We start from the raw sequence: 14,227 nt of genomic DNA on the forward strand, positions 1-14,227 counted from the left end.
AGAAAAGCGAGCAGGTTTCTTCTTGGCAAATTACTCTATACAGTTGCTCACGTTTGTAATGCCGTAATGTTCGCTAATTTGCGCGATTTCATGAGCTACATACCCCTGCTTGGACGAATGGGTGATCGCGCTTTAACAAAAGGAATGCAATCGGATTGGCATCGCGTTCCTTTCTATCCAACTCGGAATCGCTTCGATTTAGTGTGACCATTGATAAGTTGAGCCGATAAAACCGATCGCGCAAGCTCTGGACCAAGCGCGATCGCGTCTAGTCCAAACCTATTTTGTAGTCCCGATCGCTGAAAGCCTTGCTGTGTCTGCATTTACCCAATCAGGAAAGCCCAAAAAGCTGGACTGATTACTGGGAATGCTGCTATAAAGGCAGAAGTTCAGTTATTTTCTAGAGCCTGAAAGCCTTTTTAGGCAAAGATTATATTTCTCGTTGCAGAAACACTGGACTAAAAAAGGACTTTTTGGACTAAATATTGATTAAGTTTGGATTTGGAGAATAAAAGCGAGTATACCAGGGAGAGCATTTATGCTTATCAGCGAGACTTATGATTTTTCTCGTCTCAAGTCGCAGTTGAGATAATGAGATGAGCATCAATGCATGTCCTATCTGAGACTAAATCAAAATGGCAGAGACAACCATTTGTTACGACTACGAACAGAATGAAGTGAGACTGTTTACCGATCGCGCTGGTGTGGCAAATCAAATCATCAAGCGATCGCGGGGAAAAGCGCAGGTGATTGAATCGAAGTCGGGCGATCGCATCGTTGCTTGGAATATTACCCTACCGATCGAGCTTTGCAGAGGGGCATATGCGATCGCAAAGGTTCTCAGCCCAGATTAGGCGAAATTGCTCCTGCGAGAATGCCCTGCAAGGTGCTTCTAAAAAATCTCCGGTACGTTTGTACCTTTGGATGCGACAGTTTTGATGCAGATTTAAACATCCAGATCAGGCAGCCGCGATCGACTTTCTAATCAAGCGGGAGAAAATCATCTAGATTACTAGCATTAATCTCATGGATCGAGTTAAGCCCATCCAATACTGATTGCATCTGTTCTCTTACATCTTCTCCTGCAATATAAATCGCAGCAAGCGATTCAAGTTCTTTGTGCAATTTGTATTGCCGTTTGCTGCGCGCGATCGCGACTAAAAGCAATGGTTCGGTTGGTGTCATCGATCGCGCTCCTCTTTCATCTCAGATTCTGATTCCTGGCTCTGTTTCAACAGACTCTCATGTATAGCAACCAGCTTCATGATGATCTGGGATGTTTCACGGGAAAGTTTTTTCTTACCGACTGTACCAGACTCGTCTTTATCCACGATCGCGCTCCTTTTTGAGGGGTAACTAATGGTATGTCAGATCGTCTGCTCCATTCTGTAACGGTAATCTCCACGCTTTGTAAAGATTAGTTTGTGGGACTGAAAATCAATAACCTGTAAGACTTATAGCTGTTTTGAAGATCGATTTGGTGGGACGGGTTTTACATTCCACCCCCCCTACTTTTCAGATTGGGAAAAACTGCGCGATCGGGACAGAATAAACTCTGCTCACAATTTCCTATGCCGCGATCGCTTGAGTCTGAACCACATAGCCTGCTTGAATCACCCGACCAATAGCGATCGATAAGTCCTGATACTTGAGTTCAGAATCGAGTCCAAGTAATGCACAACGCCGTTCAATGCAGCGCATAACGCCATCCAGGTATCTCGGATCGCCGCACTTGTTTTCCTCGATCGTCACTTCTTTTACGATCGCGCCTTTCTCAGTCATGCCGTCTTCATTGCGCTTGGTTCGCTTGGGAAGCTTCGACTTCTCCCATTGTTGCCAATACTCGGATTCAACCAAATCAATCTTGGCAAGCTCCTGCGCGATCGCCTCGTCGAAGTCACGCAAGGCAGACTCACGCCAGCGCTTCCGAATCAGCTTGAGATCGTCGCTAATCTGTTGCTGAGACACACCTAGAACCTCAGCGATCGCAGTCTGCGTTTCTCCCTGCAAGTACCGCCGCGCAAGCTCGACTAAATCTTTTTCACGTTGATCAGGATGACGCTGCCCAGGCATAGAACGAAAATACTACAGCGAGACTACAACTCCTATAATACAGGCGCATTTCTGGCTACAGTACGATCGTTCTATGAACTGGCTGCCGTCTGCTCGAATGGGACGGCTTTTTATTTTGGCAGCGCGATCGTGCTTATTCGTTAACATCATTAACTTTGTCTCAAGTAAGAGATTGCACGGATTCCCTGAGATATGTCAGGCTCAGTTGAGATTGGTGAATAAAGATAATGGACTGCCAAATTCCCACTGTCTTTTTCAAACGCAATCATTTCGGGAAGGTTGACTGAATTTGCTGTGAAAAGTGACTTTAATGCGTTTCTAAAAGATTTTTGTAGCTCGATTAACTCTTCTGAATCCCCAGACTTCTCGTCCCTGAAGCAAAGAGGAATATATCCACCATATCTAAATTGCCCTTTCCATATCTCAAACGTTGACCTGAAAGCATCTTCAACAAATTCGTCAGTCAGGCTGAGAACCACTTCTTCTGTGGGGATTCGATCTGAAGCAATTAGCCAGAGTTCATCTATCTGGTGAGCCATGATGTAGGCAGCAAGCTGAATAGCACCCTGAAACGTTTTGTCACCTTGATGATCTTGCCAGACTACTGAACACTTTTGCCGAAGCCCTTTGATGACAGATCCGATGAAGTGTTCATCGTCACTATCAGAAAACAACGCATAACCAAAGCAAGTACTCATCGTTACCTCGTAGCGGGATCGTCAAATGAAGCACTCCATACTACTAACAGGGATAATCTCAGCCGTAAACTTTGTCGAGTCTTTATAACTAGGGAGCGCCAGTTCTCAAATTGACGCTCTCATCTCCAAACAAAAGATCCCGCCAGAGTGACGGGATGGATGCGTGAACTGACAAATAGATTAATCTCAGGATTCCCAAACGATCTGTAAGCGATCACACTCAAATCTATTAGGGCAACCTCTCGCAGGCTTGCCCGTCCTTATCTCTATCAAGACGGAATGGATGCAAAGCTTAGCGATAACCACGAATGACTACTTCTTTCAGAAGTCGCTTGAGGTCATCAGAGACCCAGAGTTGATTAATCTCACGATGAAGCTGCTCGGTAGAAGCTCCCTGGTGTTTGCGTTCTAAATACACTCCGCTTAAGAGTGACTCAAGCCCAAACTTTGACAGAGCCTCACTGGCAACACCAACTACCCCTAAAAAGGCAATACCACCTAATATCCCGGCTGGACCTAAAGCCGCTAAAGCTGCGGTGATAGCGGCGGCTCCAGTCAAACCAGTTGAAGCCATTGTTACTAAAAGAACAACTCCTGGAAGACCTAGAGCAGCAATTTTACGCACAACCTCATCCATAACTACTCTCCTCAATTAACTTTTAATCGTCAGTGTGTAATTACCTTTGGCACTGAAAAAACGCTCCACTTTACGAGCGTTCTGCGACACATCCTGATAATTTATGGAATCTTTGCTTACGTAGAACAATTCAGCACGATCGCACCCTTCAATTGATCGTCAATCGCATCACTCTGCCCAAAATCCCCAAGCCACTAGCCCAAGCATTATCGCCAGAATCAGCCATGCCGAGATCTCTTCCATTGCCATTAGGGAGAGGGGATGGGTTAGGTTTCCCAGGGAAAGAGTTCGGCAATCGAGGTGGTAACACCTTATTTTTGAGGTGGTAACAGCGCTGAAAATACTGTAATTACTGACTTTTAGCCACCTAGGCTGACCTACCATGAGTACACCTGTTACCACCTGTTACCACCTCAATTTTCAAGGTGGTAACACTCAAAAGTGTTAACTCGTCGGCACTTTGGGTTACTGTTACCACCGTTACCACCTATTTCTTATAAAACAGTTTTTATTTTGGGTGTAATCTGATTGGTTCGATATTGGTATTGTTGTTATTGCAAATTCCGGAATGCAACCTATATCTAGATTATGAGAAAAGACTATGCTCAATGGCATTGAAGGGGTCAGGGGTTCGAATCCCCTTAGCTCCATACCTTTCAGCGATCAAGCTTGGGAGCGTCCCTAAATCATCTCTAAAGCTGTTTGTAATGAATAGCGGGAGTGCAATATTAAGGGCGTATTCACAGCCTTTAAAGGCAGTAGCTTCTATAAAAAGCTATGAATACCTTTTTTAGTTTTTAGCAGCCTTTGCAATTCGGGCAATATTCTAAATCTGATGGGTTGGAACAGCTCGAAGGCAACGCTTTTGTATTCGAGTTCTTTAGCGGCATGCCATTCCCACAACGCTTTCATCCGTGGATCGGCTTCTGCCAAAATTTTGTGATGTAGAGAAACTTCCGATATCCTTAGATCAAATTCCGCTGCGCCCACAGTGCTGCTGCTACTCGATCGCGCATTCCTAACTTGCTCAAAATTTGAGTCACATGATTTTTGACGGTTCCTTCGCTGAGGAAAAGCTCCTGTGCAATCTCTTGATTGTTCTTCCCCTCACCTACTCGTTTCAATACTTCAATTTCACGTTTGCTTAATTCGTCGAGATGGCAGTTCGAGGACGGTGGTTTCAGTTGAGAAAAAGCTTTGGGTGCAATCGTCGGTCCAAGTTGGCTATATCCTTGAGCGACCGATCGGATTGCAGTCGCAATTTCAGGGGCAGGAGTCCGCTTCAAGAGATATCCGAGTGCCCCGACTTGAAGCGATCGCAGAATGTACTCATCGTCATCGAAGGTGGTGAGGACTAAAATCCGAATCCACGGATAGTACTGATGAATTTCTTGGGTAGCTTGTACGCCATCACAAACGGGCATTCGCACATCCATCAGAATCACATCGGGTTGTAAATGCTTTGCTGCCTCGATCGCTTCTTGTCCATTGGCTGCATGACCCGCAATTTCCAGATCTGCTTCGACTGAAAGCATGGTCGCGAGTCCTTGCCGGAAAATTTCCTGGTCATCGACAAGCAATAGACGAATCATAGCGGCAGTATGATCGAGATTTGAGTCCCTTGAGTAGGTGCGGTTTGTAACTCGAACTGTCCGCGCAACAGTTGAACTCGCTCGATCATACCCTGAAGTCCAAATCCTGGCTTGAGTGTTGTTGCATCAAATCCAATTCCATCATCTTTGAGATTGAGCATTAGACCTGCTGGTGTTTGATCGGCAGAAAAGTAAACGTGAGTTGCTTGGGCATGTTTCTGAACATTCATCAATCCTTCTTTTACAATGCAGTACACTTGATAGCTCTGATAAACAGGGAGATGCGGCAAGTTTACTTTCCATTGCACTTGAACCGTTGAAGTTTGTCTGAGTTGTTCGAGGAGCGCAACCAAGGCGTGATTCAGATCGAAGTCAGATTGACGCATTCGATCGAGAGCTTGACTCACATCCTCGATGCACTGTCGCGCTAATCGTTTTGCGGTATCGACAGCTTGAAACGATTGATCGAGATTGTGCGATCGTAGGGTTTGAGCAACCGCAAGCTGGGTATCTAAATCGGTTAAGGTATGTCCGAGCGAGTCATGAATTTCTCGTGCAATCCGGGTTCGCTCTAGGGTAGCGGCTAAAGATTCAACTTGTTCGGTCAGTTCTTCGATCTTCTGATCGCTTTTCTGTTGCACCACAATCATCTGGCTGAGCATGACCGTGAAGAAACTGGCAGCCGTGTAGATGGCAAGCGTAAAGATGATAAATCGAATGGGGTTGCTGAGATTCAGACCGAGTGGATCAAGCGGAATTGATTGCTGAAGGCGATGGATCAAGAACTGTGTGGAGCAACACGATCGCAGTTAGTTCAGGCAAGACGGCAAATTGGCTACATTTTTCAAGCACACAATCTACTCAATAGCTTAACGGCTCAAGAGAATGTAGAGATGACGCTGGAGTTACATCCCCAGATTCCTTGGCGCGATCGCCAGCAGAAAGCACAACAAATGCTGGAGACGGTTGGACTAGGAGAGCGCACCACTTACTATCCAGATAGTCTCTCTGGCGGGCAGAAGCAGCGGGTCGCCATTGCCCGCGCGCTCGTAGCGAATCCTAAGATTATTCTCGCAGATGAACCCACGGCTGCACTCGATAAGAAATCAGGACGCGATGTGGTCGAACTGATGCAACGGCTTGCTCAAGAGCAAGGCTGCACAATTTTGCTTATTACGCACGACAATCGCATTCTTGATATTGCTGACCGAATTATCGAGATGGAAGACGGTTACTTAATTCAAAAAGACTAAGGATGCCGAAATAGTTTCTGAAGCAAGTTCACGGAGATTCTACCAGGAGAAAGACATGAACGGACAATCGATCAGTTTAGCGATCGTATCAATCTTAGGAGTACAGATGATGACATTACCTGCGGATGCCGTCTCTAATAGCCGTCTTACTGTTGAGGTTAGCGGCTTGAGAAACCAGAATGGAACGCTGTGTCTGAGTTTGTTTTCGAGTGAACAAGGCTTTCCAAATCAAAGCGATCGCGCCATTGCCTCTCGCTGTATTGATGCTAAAGAAGCGACAGCTACCTTTGATCAACTGCCACCGGGACGATATGCCGTTGCTGTTATTCATGACTCTAACGACGATGGCAAGCTCAACACTGGTTTTCTCGGCATTCCCAGAGAAGGGTTTGGCTTTTCGCGCAATCCGAGAATTGGAACCCGTGCGCCGAGTTTCAGAGACACTGCCTTTCTCGTCGCTGGAGAAAGCACCAAGATTCAGATCGCTCTGAGATATTTGCTGTAAAAATCTTTCGCTGTTATCTACAAGGATTTACTGTGTTATGAACTGCTCAAAGCTCAATATTATTGGTTTCGCGATCGTTCTCTCAAGCTTTGCCCTCAGCTTCCCTGCTCAGACTTGTCCGTCTGCGTCAAAGTCTACATCCGTTCAAGCTTCCGCTCGTCAGCCCCAAACGATCGTTGATATTGCCGCCTCGAATCCAAACTTCAGTACGCTGGTTGAGGCAGTCAAAGCCGCAGGACTGGTTAAAACGCTGTCTGAGCAGACTTAGTTAACAGTTTTTGCTCCGACTAACGAAGCCTTTGCTGCATTGCTTCCAGGAACGCTCGAACAGTTGTTGAAGCCCGAAAATCGTGCAGCACTGAGAAAAGTACTGACCTATCATGTGGTTCCAGGAGCATTAGAGTCAAAGAACCTGCGCTCTGGTCAGGTGAAATCAGTGGAAGGGAGTCCGGTGAATGTTCAGGTGGCAAATAATCAGGTTAGGGTCAACGATGCAACGGTCATTTCTGCGGATGTGAAAGCAAGTAACGGTGTCATTCATGTCATCGATCGTGTGATTCTGCCCCCTGATCTCTAATCTTCTATGCTGCAACTTACTTTTGCCGAAAACGCACCGTCTGATATTGCTGATGCTTACGATCGCTGTCGTCAACTCACTTGCGTGAATTCGACCACGTTTTATCTCAGTAGCCAACTGCTGCCGCAATTTAAACGCCAAGCAATCTGGGCAATCTACGCTTAGTGTCGGCGCACGGATGAACTAGTGGATGGGGTTGTATCTGCTGCTACCACCTTGCTGACATTAGACAGATGGGAAAGACGGCTCGAAGCGTTGCGGGTCAGCCACAGGACGATTACGATGCAGCCTTAACAGATAGCATCGAACGATTGGAGATCGACATCCATCCCTTTCGCGAACCGCTCGAAGGTCAGCGAATGGATCTCCGTCAGAATCGTTATGAAACCTTTGCCAGCTTGTATGACTCTTGCTGCCGAGTTTCGGGGACAGTGGGGTTGATGTCGCTTGCAGTCATCGGGACGCAACCAACTCTATTCAATACGCCTTGCTTTTTCGCGGCTTCTCATGCACTGTTTCCAAACTCGCCCGAAAGCTCTCCCATTCAATCTCTTCCCCTAAACGCACCAGCAAGTCTTTCTTCTGTTCCAACTTCGCCTAACGCTGTTCGATTTTGTCTTTCCCGAACCCCTGTCTCATCAGTACTATCCTCCCAGTATCCCTGCTTCTAGCCTGACACCCTTTTTCCTAGTTGGCTCTGGGCTTAATCTAATTTTTCGAGGTGCCCTATAGGTAATGTAGAGTGTTTACTACTGAAATAGAGATATCGAACTATATCTGAGTTTCATCCACAAAAAACTTCTAGTGCTGCCTCAGTTCTTAGAGAATGGTTAAGAAGTTTGTGGCTAAAAACTAGACGATTCGTAAATTTATCGTTGCTCAATTCTTTTTAACTACCTGCTTCAGATGAGATCGCTGCTTTCAAAGCCTCAATTGCTGCTTCAGCAACTTCAATATCCTGCTCATCTGTGCCAGAACCAATGCCAATACCACCAATCACCTCGCCATGAATCTCGATCGGTAAACCTCCTGCAATTGTGGCAAACCGATTTCCCGATGCCAAGGCAATTCCCACTGCTAAGTCAGTTGGTAATTGCCCTGTAGAAACCTTTGCCGAAACTGCCGTATAAGCCTTTTGAATCGCAGAAAATTGGCTATGAAGTTTAGCCCCCTCCATCCGCTCAAACACCATCAAATTGCCCCCTCGATCGACAATGGCAATACATTGAGGCACACCCATCGCTTCAGCTTTTGCGATCGCTGCTTGCAACAGCACCTTTGCCCCCTGAACAGACAAGTCCAAAACTCGATTTACATACATTCCAAAACTCCCATAAGGCATGAAGAGAACTTGTCTAGAATAGCCTCAATCAACACCTATTTTGTCCCTGCATCTCCTAATATGCCTTCCACTAACCAATCCATTTTCTGCAACTGAGGATCTTGCAAGCTATACGTCTTTCCAGATGGGATCACAACATTTCCTTTATTGTCTTTCAGTTCCCCCTTAAAAATCGCCAAACTTCCATCAAGAAGCTTCGCTTTGGCAGCTTCCACTGCGTTTTGCGCTTCAGCACTCACAGATGCACCAAACGGGGAAAGCTTACAGAAGTCCTCTTTCAGTCCGCCTGCAACAACATGAGGAATCCCGCCATTCATCAAGGTTTTGCCAGCTTTAACCATCTCAACATAAGTGCTGTAAATCTTGCCCCAATTCCACTCCACGCCTGTTAAATACCCTTTGGGTGCTAAACTTGCCTGATTGATATGGTAGCCAGAGGAAAACGCACCTCGTTTTTCAGCAGTAGTAATGATGACTTTCATGTTATCAACTCGACCGGTCAGTACGTCTGCCCCCTGATCGAGCAGGCTATTTGCAGCTTCAGCTTCTTTGACAGGCAATGACCAGTCGCCTGTTACAATTGCCTGAACTACAATGTTCGGTTTAACACTTTGCGCTCCTAGTGCGAAGCTATTCGCCTCCCGTAAAACGACAGGAATAGGTTTTGGAATGATGAAGCCAAGCTTACCAGTCTTAGAAGTCAATGCTGCTACAATCCCTGCCAGATAAGCAGGTTCAACTAAGTCGCTGAAGTAGGAACCGACATTCTTAGGATATTCATCCTTGTAAGGTTGATTTGGATGAAAAAGTTGAACTTCTGGGAACTCACGAGCAATCTTTAAGCTGTGAGGATTGAAGTATCCATATGAGGTTGGAAATAAAACCGTCGCCCCATCCTGCTTAATCATGTTTGTCATCGTTTCTTCGGCTGCCGTCGTCTCAGGAACGCTCGCTTCCTCAACAATTTTGACTCCACTCAGTTTATCGACAGTTGCTTTGCCCTCAGCATGGGACTGGTTATAGCCATAATCATCTTTGGGTCCGACATAAATGAATCCGATCTCAAGGGGTTTAGAACTGGGTGTAGGATTCGGATTCGTAGCTATATTCGAGGTGGGTGTGCATCCTATCCATAAGCGAGAACTTGCACCAAATGCTCCAGCAGCTAGCAGACCCCGAATGACTGTGCGGCGATTCATAATTCGGTAAGATCGATTGCTCATGTAATTGTTTTTTAGATGATTAATCTCTTACCTCTAAACAATGTGGAATGCTGTATCGTCGGTTTCTATTTCATCTTCTTAAAAGAAGCATAGAGACGCTGCCATTTTCACTAGATAAGCAATCAAACAGATTTGGAAGTCCAAAACTGGGATTCACATTTGCGCTGAGCGACAATACGCCCACGCTTAATCACCGTTCGTTCAAGCGGAGCAGCCGCGATCGCTTCAGTGACAGAATGAGCATTCAAGATCACCAGATCGGCAAGATGACCCGGTGTAATGCTGTGATTGAGTTCTCCGATCGCTGCGGCAGCCTCAGTTGTCGCCATCGCTAAACATTGTGCCTGCTGGCTTGCAGTCCCTAAATGCAGCACCTGCGCCAGCAATGTACAAATCTTTAGTACATCTCCATCTCCGAAGGGGGTAAAGAGATTTTGTACATTGTTCGTTGCCACACCAACCGTCACGCCGGAGGTTGCCAAGGTGTGAATCGGAGCCACGCCGCGTCGGACTTGATGCGTATCTTTTCGCGCCATCATATACAAGTCAGATGCAGGCAAAGCGAGCAGCGAAATTCCCGCTAAACGTATCGATCGAGCAAGCTCCAAGAGTTCTTCAGGGGGTAAGTTCGCGAGTTTGGTCATATGCCCCAAACACACTCGTCCTTGCCATCCTCGCCGTTGAGTTTCTGCAATCACAAACGGCAGCATCAACGGCAAGTCATCATCGAGAAAATCAAGGTGAAAATCGACATCACAATCAAACTCCTGAGCAATGTCAAACACGATCCGCACATTCTGCTCTGGGTCTGGATCGACGTAAGGAGCAGAGCCAATCACATCTGCTCCTAAAGCGACTGCCTCACGCAAAAGTTTCGGAAGATGGGGTTGATTCGTGATGCCTTCTTGAGCAAACACAGCCAGTTGGAGTGTAATTCCCCAGGCAAATTCCTGTCGCAAGGGTAGCAGAGCTTCCATTCCGGTCAATCCAATGACTTGATCCACTTCGACATGAGATCGCATCAGGGTTATCCCCCAGGAAATCGCTTGCCAGAGTGCCCGTCGCGCTCTGGCTTGAATGTCTGCAACGGTAAAAGCCTGCTTTGCTTTTAGGGTTTCTCGCATTGCCTCGTGAAAGGTACCTTCTACAGCAGGAGTGCGATCGAGCAGAAAGACTTTATCGAGGTGGATATGAGCATCGACTAAGCCTGGAATCACTAATTGCTCTTGGGCATCTAGAATTGTGTTTCCCTGGACTGCACGATCGATCTCGGTAATGATTCCGTCTGTGATTGCGATCTCCCAAAGTCCCTCTTGCTCTGGCAAACAAGCATTCACGATTCGCAAATCGACCATTGGCTCTGTTCCTGTTAATTACCGGGTTGCCTTTTCCGTATCACTGAGCGCTACTTCCAGCCCATGAATTGCCGCTTTAGCCAAATGTACAGTAATTTTTTATTTGTCATGGTGACGCATGAGTGTCATTAAGACTATAAAGCCTATCTCTTCTAACTTTTAGCGTTCAGTGAAGCCATTGACACTGTAGCTATCACACAACGTCACTCCGTTGGGGATGAGCGATAGAAGCGGCGGTGCAAATTGTGTACTTGCACTGCAAGTTCGGGAACCGGACCCTCCACGACCACATCCGGGACGACTTCCTGGATCGGTAGGGAACGTACGGGAAGGGGAGGAACCCCTAGCTCAGCAAGCCAGGTTGCCAACTGCTCCGAGGAGCTTGCATACACAATGCGACCCAGACCCACCCATCCATGTGCCGCCGAACACATTGGGCAGTGTTCACCGGAAGTAAAGACGGTCGCTGTAGCTCGTTCTTCAGGAGTCATGTTTGTCGCTGCCCATCGTGCTAACGCGAACTCAGGGTGGCGGGTTTGGTCGCCAGATGCCACGCGGTTGTAATCCTCGGCAAGAACGGTTCCATCGGCAGCAACAAGGACAGAGCCAAACGGATGATTGCCTAGCTCTAGTGCCTCGGCTGCTAGTTCTACACAGCGACGTAAATGTTGCAATTCGGTATCGTTCATCATCATTCGCTTAAGTAACAATTCATCAGAATTCCTATCGAAGTGCCCAGAATAAGATGAGATTCGCCCATTATGCTTATACTGGTTTCCATTCGGGCAACCGAATGGAAGAGCAAGACACTTTTATTAAAACTCGATCGCTGAATTTGCGCTAGGTTGTCGATCGCGATTCCGAAGTTCAATGGTTCAATATGGTGAGGAGTGTACATTCGCACATTACATTAAATGTTGCGGTTCGCAAATTAATGTCGGTTTCGGACTAATTCGCCGATTTTTGCTAGTTTTCGTGAATTAATGTCACTCAATTCAGATTCTTTCCTATTCGCCGATTAATGTCGTTCTTCACGTTTTTCTTAGATTGTTAAGAATTTTCAGATCAGTGTTGTGCGACCTATGTGTTATTCCAGCGATACAAGCTTCGATAATGTAGAAACTCAATCAATACATAACCAATTTATTTCTCGATCTCTTTTTACAGCCTCATGCCGTTGAGGTGCGCCTTTCAGTCCTCCCAACTCTCGGTGAAATCTTGCTGACGCATTCCATCTAAATCAATTCTGGAGTCCTGTTAAGCTCTTTTACGACGTAAAGTATCCGCGATGTATGCTGCGTTAATTGTGCTTCCGATTAGGGAGATTCTACTATTTGCAGGGATGGTGTAGAGATTGGGATCGAGTTCGCTGATTGCGGCGGATTGTCCTCTTTCACCGCGATAGTAGATGACGATCGCGGTTCTTTGGCGATCGAGGTTGTCGAGGAGTTCTTTGAATATCTGTCGGATGTTGTCGTCGGGAAGTACTTTTCCGGTGGGATTGTTGATCAGGTCTAAGACGATGACGTTGGCGTTGTGAAAGATGGGATTGTCGAATGGTTTGAGGACGATGCGGGGGAAGCGATCGCGGAGGAATTCGTATTCGATGGGGATGTCATTGGGGGCTTTTAGGGTGATGTAGTGAACGGTGATTTCTTCTAGGAGTCGTTCGCGATCGAGGATTTGTTCGAGATAGGTGACTCGTTTGCCGATGGTGGTTTCGATTTCGCGGGTGATGACTCCTTGGACGAGTTGCTTGAGTTCTTGGCGTGCGTCTTTGAGTGTGGTTTTGAAGAGCCAGAAGCTGATGCCGACGACTCCTGCAATTAGGAAGCCAACGACTGTGACAAAGGTTGTGAAGCTGGTGCTGAGGCGGGTATTGGCATCTTGGAGAAATTGCAGTTGGCGGGTGAGGAGTTCGATCGTGGCGGAATCGACGGAGGTTGGTTTTGGGGTGGCTTGGGCGAGTGTGAGCCAGAAGGAGTGCCAATACATGAGCGGGTCAGCCTAAATGAAATGATGGGACGGTCAAGAAATAATATGTTTCATCGTAGTGGCTTCTCTTCGATTTGTTGCTGCTTTGTCGCGAATGGTGACTTTATGGTTGGGGAAGTTGCCCTTTGGCAGCAGCTAATTGAATTTGGAGGGTTTCAACTTGTTCGCGCAATCGTCCTGGGGATTCGATTCGACAATCCGAAAAGGTAACAGCATCGATATCTAAGAAAGATGCGATCGCCATTTCAATTACAAACTCGATCGGCAGATCTGTCTCTTGGGCGTAAGTCTCTAATGCTTCACGAATATTTGTTGGTAAGTGATTGAGAATGCTTTTGAGGGCAGCAATGTCTGTTGTTTGCATTGGTTTCACTCTTCAGCGCGGATTCTAATGTTATAGCGTGGTTTGAGTGTCTGAATCATTAGGGTTTCAAGTTCTAATTGTGATCGTCTCCATTCGTTCGATAAAACTACCGTACAGATCCGAATGTCGTCTGGATCAATTCGTTCAATATATGCCCAAGAGATTGCTTTGTGACCGCCTGTAAATCGAGTCCGAATGTTGGCTGCTTTGCCAATGTATAAGATTCCTTCTTTGCGATGTTTGACTGCATAAATTCCAAGCCGATTGGGGAGATCTGCATAGTCTTTGGATAATGGGCAGCATTCGTCAAATGGAGTGTCAATGAGAATCTGAAGAATCCTGATTGCTTCTTGTTGAATCAACTCGGTGTGATCGCTCATTTCGTCTCAGAGATATGCTCATCTATAGAAAGACTATTTATTGATTCTTGCAGTAAAATGCGATCGCTCAAAAAGGATGAAGATGCTGGAAAGGAAGACCTGTTGATTTTCACTAAGGGTGGCAAAACTCTTTTTGTGCGATCGCTGTTTCCTCGTGCCGCAGAGATCAGAACGCCTGAATCAACGAATGAGCGTTTCATGCGAGTTCGTCTAAGTTGATGTTGCTGTGGCGA

Annotated in this window: 21 protein-coding genes and 2 pseudogenes; 7 read left to right on the forward strand and 16 right to left on the reverse strand. The window is 46.5% G+C overall.

Annotation, left to right across the window (positions count from 1 at the left end):
- Window positions 1-173 precede the first annotated feature (173 nt).
- Complete coding sequence (locus ACMUEV_RS19175) at window positions 174-323, reverse strand: hypothetical protein (RefSeq protein ID WP_415354635.1); 150 nt, start codon at window positions 321-323, stop codon at window positions 174-176.
- A gap of 312 nt (window positions 324-635) precedes the next feature.
- On the opposite strand from ACMUEV_RS19175, the gene ACMUEV_RS19180 reads away from it, so the two are divergent.
- Window positions 636-854, forward strand: a complete 219-nt coding sequence (locus ACMUEV_RS19180) for a hypothetical protein (protein ID WP_415354636.1) — start codon at window positions 636-638, stop codon at window positions 852-854.
- Window positions 855-981: 127 nt separating this feature from the next.
- Here the strand turns inward: ACMUEV_RS19180 and ACMUEV_RS19185 are convergent, their stop codons facing one another.
- The 8 genes from ACMUEV_RS19185 to ACMUEV_RS19220 all read right to left on the reverse strand — a co-directional run bounded on the left by ACMUEV_RS19185 (window position 982) and on the right by ACMUEV_RS19220 (window position 5,662).
- Complete coding sequence (locus ACMUEV_RS19185; protein ID WP_415354637.1) at window positions 982-1,185, reverse strand: hypothetical protein; 204 nt, start codon at window positions 1,183-1,185, stop codon at window positions 982-984.
- Window positions 1,186-1,569: 384 nt separating this feature from the next.
- Window positions 1,570-2,073: a hypothetical protein gene (locus ACMUEV_RS19190; protein WP_415354638.1), complete on the reverse strand. Its 504-nt coding sequence runs from the start codon at window positions 2,071-2,073 to the stop codon at window positions 1,570-1,572.
- A 149-nt stretch (window positions 2,074-2,222) separates the two neighbouring features.
- Window positions 2,223-2,771 (reverse strand): hypothetical protein, encoded by a 549-nt coding sequence (locus tag ACMUEV_RS19195; protein WP_190650790.1) that lies wholly within the window; start codon window positions 2,769-2,771, stop codon window positions 2,223-2,225.
- A gap of 229 nt (window positions 2,772-3,000) precedes the next feature.
- On the reverse strand, window positions 3,001-3,060 hold the full coding sequence (locus ACMUEV_RS19200; protein WP_190650901.1) for an excalibur calcium-binding domain-containing protein: 60 nt from the start codon (window positions 3,058-3,060) through the stop codon (window positions 3,001-3,003).
- Between the two features lie 3 nt (window positions 3,061-3,063).
- On the reverse strand, window positions 3,064-3,408 hold the full coding sequence (locus ACMUEV_RS19205) for a hypothetical protein (RefSeq protein WP_190650792.1): 345 nt from the start codon (window positions 3,406-3,408) through the stop codon (window positions 3,064-3,066).
- A gap of 765 nt (window positions 3,409-4,173) precedes the next feature.
- Complete coding sequence (locus tag ACMUEV_RS19210; protein ID WP_190650794.1) at window positions 4,174-4,398, reverse strand: metal-dependent hydrolase; 225 nt, start codon at window positions 4,396-4,398, stop codon at window positions 4,174-4,176.
- Window positions 4,374-5,000 carry a response regulator gene (locus tag ACMUEV_RS19215; RefSeq protein ID WP_190650796.1) on the reverse strand — a complete coding sequence of 209 codons (627 nt, stop codon included), beginning with the start codon at window positions 4,998-5,000 and terminating at the stop codon, window positions 4,374-4,376. The genes ACMUEV_RS19210 and ACMUEV_RS19215 overlap by 25 nt, the downstream gene beginning before the upstream one ends.
- Window positions 4,997-5,662, reverse strand: coding sequence for a sensor histidine kinase (locus tag ACMUEV_RS19220; protein ID WP_353736676.1), 666 nt, complete (start codon window positions 5,660-5,662; stop codon window positions 4,997-4,999). Before ACMUEV_RS19220 ends, ACMUEV_RS19215 begins: the two co-directional genes overlap by 4 nt.
- Before the next feature lie 102 nt (window positions 5,663-5,764).
- Between ACMUEV_RS19220 and ACMUEV_RS19225 the strand changes: the two are divergent.
- From ACMUEV_RS19225 to ACMUEV_RS19250, 6 genes and pseudogenes are all read left to right on the forward strand, one after another.
- Window positions 5,765-6,253, forward strand: a pseudogene (locus tag ACMUEV_RS19225) (ATP-binding cassette domain-containing protein); the annotation flags it as partial.
- Window positions 6,254-6,308: 55 nt separating this feature from the next.
- On the forward strand, window positions 6,309-6,758 hold the full coding sequence (locus ACMUEV_RS19230) for a DUF2141 domain-containing protein (RefSeq protein ID WP_190650800.1): 450 nt from the start codon (window positions 6,309-6,311) through the stop codon (window positions 6,756-6,758).
- 37 nt (window positions 6,759-6,795) lie between these two features.
- Window positions 6,796-7,026: a hypothetical protein gene (locus ACMUEV_RS19235; protein ID WP_242044378.1), complete on the forward strand. Its 231-nt coding sequence runs from the start codon at window positions 6,796-6,798 to the stop codon at window positions 7,024-7,026.
- Between the two features lie 12 nt (window positions 7,027-7,038).
- Window positions 7,039-7,335, forward strand: a pseudogene (locus ACMUEV_RS19240) (fasciclin domain-containing protein); the annotation flags it as partial.
- A gap of 6 nt (window positions 7,336-7,341) precedes the next feature.
- Window positions 7,342-7,500, forward strand: coding sequence for a hypothetical protein (locus ACMUEV_RS19245; RefSeq protein WP_017287495.1), 159 nt, complete (start codon window positions 7,342-7,344; stop codon window positions 7,498-7,500).
- Window positions 7,501-7,568: 68 nt separating this feature from the next.
- Window positions 7,569-8,006, forward strand: coding sequence for a squalene/phytoene synthase family protein (locus ACMUEV_RS19250; RefSeq protein WP_190650802.1), 438 nt, complete (start codon window positions 7,569-7,571; stop codon window positions 8,004-8,006).
- A gap of 218 nt (window positions 8,007-8,224) precedes the next feature.
- On the opposite strand, the gene ACMUEV_RS19255 is transcribed toward ACMUEV_RS19250, so the two are convergent.
- The 7 genes from ACMUEV_RS19255 to ACMUEV_RS19285 all read right to left on the reverse strand — a co-directional run bounded on the left by ACMUEV_RS19255 (window position 8,225) and on the right by ACMUEV_RS19285 (window position 13,994).
- Window positions 8,225-8,656, reverse strand: a complete 432-nt coding sequence (locus ACMUEV_RS19255) for a GlcG/HbpS family heme-binding protein (protein WP_036045643.1) — start codon at window positions 8,654-8,656, stop codon at window positions 8,225-8,227.
- Window positions 8,657-8,712: 56 nt separating this feature from the next.
- Entirely contained in the window at window positions 8,713-9,900 is a 1,188-nt protein-coding gene (locus tag ACMUEV_RS19260; RefSeq protein ID WP_190650804.1) for a BMP family ABC transporter substrate-binding protein, read from the reverse strand.
- A 122-nt stretch (window positions 9,901-10,022) separates the two neighbouring features.
- Complete coding sequence (locus tag ACMUEV_RS19265; protein ID WP_190650806.1) at window positions 10,023-11,255, reverse strand: amidohydrolase family protein; 1,233 nt, start codon at window positions 11,253-11,255, stop codon at window positions 10,023-10,025.
- Window positions 11,256-11,458: 203 nt separating this feature from the next.
- Window positions 11,459-11,950: a nucleoside deaminase gene (locus ACMUEV_RS19270; RefSeq protein WP_242044381.1), complete on the reverse strand. Its 492-nt coding sequence runs from the start codon at window positions 11,948-11,950 to the stop codon at window positions 11,459-11,461.
- 562 nt (window positions 11,951-12,512) lie between these two features.
- On the reverse strand, window positions 12,513-13,250 hold the full coding sequence (locus ACMUEV_RS19275; RefSeq protein ID WP_190650808.1) for a hypothetical protein: 738 nt from the start codon (window positions 13,248-13,250) through the stop codon (window positions 12,513-12,515).
- A gap of 103 nt (window positions 13,251-13,353) precedes the next feature.
- Window positions 13,354-13,614, reverse strand: a complete 261-nt coding sequence (locus ACMUEV_RS19280) for a hypothetical protein (RefSeq protein WP_190650809.1) — start codon at window positions 13,612-13,614, stop codon at window positions 13,354-13,356.
- Between the two features lie 5 nt (window positions 13,615-13,619).
- On the reverse strand, window positions 13,620-13,994 hold the full coding sequence (locus tag ACMUEV_RS19285) for a GIY-YIG nuclease family protein (protein ID WP_190650811.1): 375 nt from the start codon (window positions 13,992-13,994) through the stop codon (window positions 13,620-13,622).
- Window positions 13,995-14,227: the final 233 nt, after the last annotated feature.

Origin of the sequence: Leptolyngbya sp. FACHB-1624 (assembly GCF_047649235.1) — a bacterium.
Taxonomy (GTDB): Bacteria; Cyanobacteriota; Cyanobacteriia; order Leptolyngbyales; family Leptolyngbyaceae; genus Leptolyngbya; species Leptolyngbya boryana.

What these genes read in the sequence shown, in the direction of transcription:
- ACMUEV_RS19230 (WP_190650800.1), top strand. Translation starts at nt 6,309, where the DNA reads ATGAACGGACAATCGATCAGTTTAGCGATCGTATCAATCTTAGGAGTA.
- ACMUEV_RS19250 (WP_190650802.1), top strand. Translation starts at nt 7,569, where the DNA reads ATGGGAAAGACGGCTCGAAGCGTTGCGGGTCAGCCACAGGACGATTAC.
- ACMUEV_RS19220 (WP_353736676.1), bottom strand. Translation starts at nt 5,662, where the DNA reads ATGCTCAGCCAGATGATTGTGGTGCAACAGAAAAGCGATCAGAAGATC.
- ACMUEV_RS19265 (WP_190650806.1), bottom strand. Translation starts at nt 11,255, where the DNA reads ATGGTCGATTTGCGAATCGTGAATGCTTGTTTGCCAGAGCAAGAGGGA.
- ACMUEV_RS19280 (WP_190650809.1), bottom strand. Translation starts at nt 13,614, where the DNA reads ATGCAAACAACAGACATTGCTGCCCTCAAAAGCATTCTCAATCACTTA.
- ACMUEV_RS19185 (WP_415354637.1), bottom strand. Translation starts at nt 1,185, where the DNA reads ATGACACCAACCGAACCATTGCTTTTAGTCGCGATCGCGCGCAGCAAA.
- ACMUEV_RS19190 (WP_415354638.1), bottom strand. Translation starts at nt 2,073, where the DNA reads ATGCCTGGGCAGCGTCATCCTGATCAACGTGAAAAAGATTTAGTCGAG.
- ACMUEV_RS19235 (WP_242044378.1), top strand. Translation starts at nt 6,796, where the DNA reads ATGAACTGCTCAAAGCTCAATATTATTGGTTTCGCGATCGTTCTCTCA.
- ACMUEV_RS19255 (WP_036045643.1), bottom strand. Translation starts at nt 8,656, where the DNA reads ATGTATGTAAATCGAGTTTTGGACTTGTCTGTTCAGGGGGCAAAGGTG.
- ACMUEV_RS19180 (WP_415354636.1), top strand. Translation starts at nt 636, where the DNA reads ATGGCAGAGACAACCATTTGTTACGACTACGAACAGAATGAAGTGAGA.
- ACMUEV_RS19175 (WP_415354635.1), bottom strand. Translation starts at nt 323, where the DNA reads ATGCAGACACAGCAAGGCTTTCAGCGATCGGGACTACAAAATAGGTTT.
- ACMUEV_RS19245 (WP_017287495.1), top strand. Translation starts at nt 7,342, where the DNA reads ATGCTGCAACTTACTTTTGCCGAAAACGCACCGTCTGATATTGCTGAT.
- ACMUEV_RS19270 (WP_242044381.1), bottom strand. Translation starts at nt 11,950, where the DNA reads ATGATGATGAACGATACCGAATTGCAACATTTACGTCGCTGTGTAGAA.
- ACMUEV_RS19205 (WP_190650792.1), bottom strand. Translation starts at nt 3,408, where the DNA reads ATGGATGAGGTTGTGCGTAAAATTGCTGCTCTAGGTCTTCCAGGAGTT.
- ACMUEV_RS19285 (WP_190650811.1), bottom strand. Translation starts at nt 13,994, where the DNA reads ATGAGCGATCACACCGAGTTGATTCAACAAGAAGCAATCAGGATTCTT.
- ACMUEV_RS19215 (WP_190650796.1), bottom strand. Translation starts at nt 5,000, where the DNA reads ATGATTCGTCTATTGCTTGTCGATGACCAGGAAATTTTCCGGCAAGGA.
- ACMUEV_RS19195 (WP_190650790.1), bottom strand. Translation starts at nt 2,771, where the DNA reads ATGAGTACTTGCTTTGGTTATGCGTTGTTTTCTGATAGTGACGATGAA.
- ACMUEV_RS19275 (WP_190650808.1), bottom strand. Translation starts at nt 13,250, where the DNA reads ATGTATTGGCACTCCTTCTGGCTCACACTCGCCCAAGCCACCCCAAAA.
- ACMUEV_RS19260 (WP_190650804.1), bottom strand. Translation starts at nt 9,900, where the DNA reads ATGAGCAATCGATCTTACCGAATTATGAATCGCCGCACAGTCATTCGG.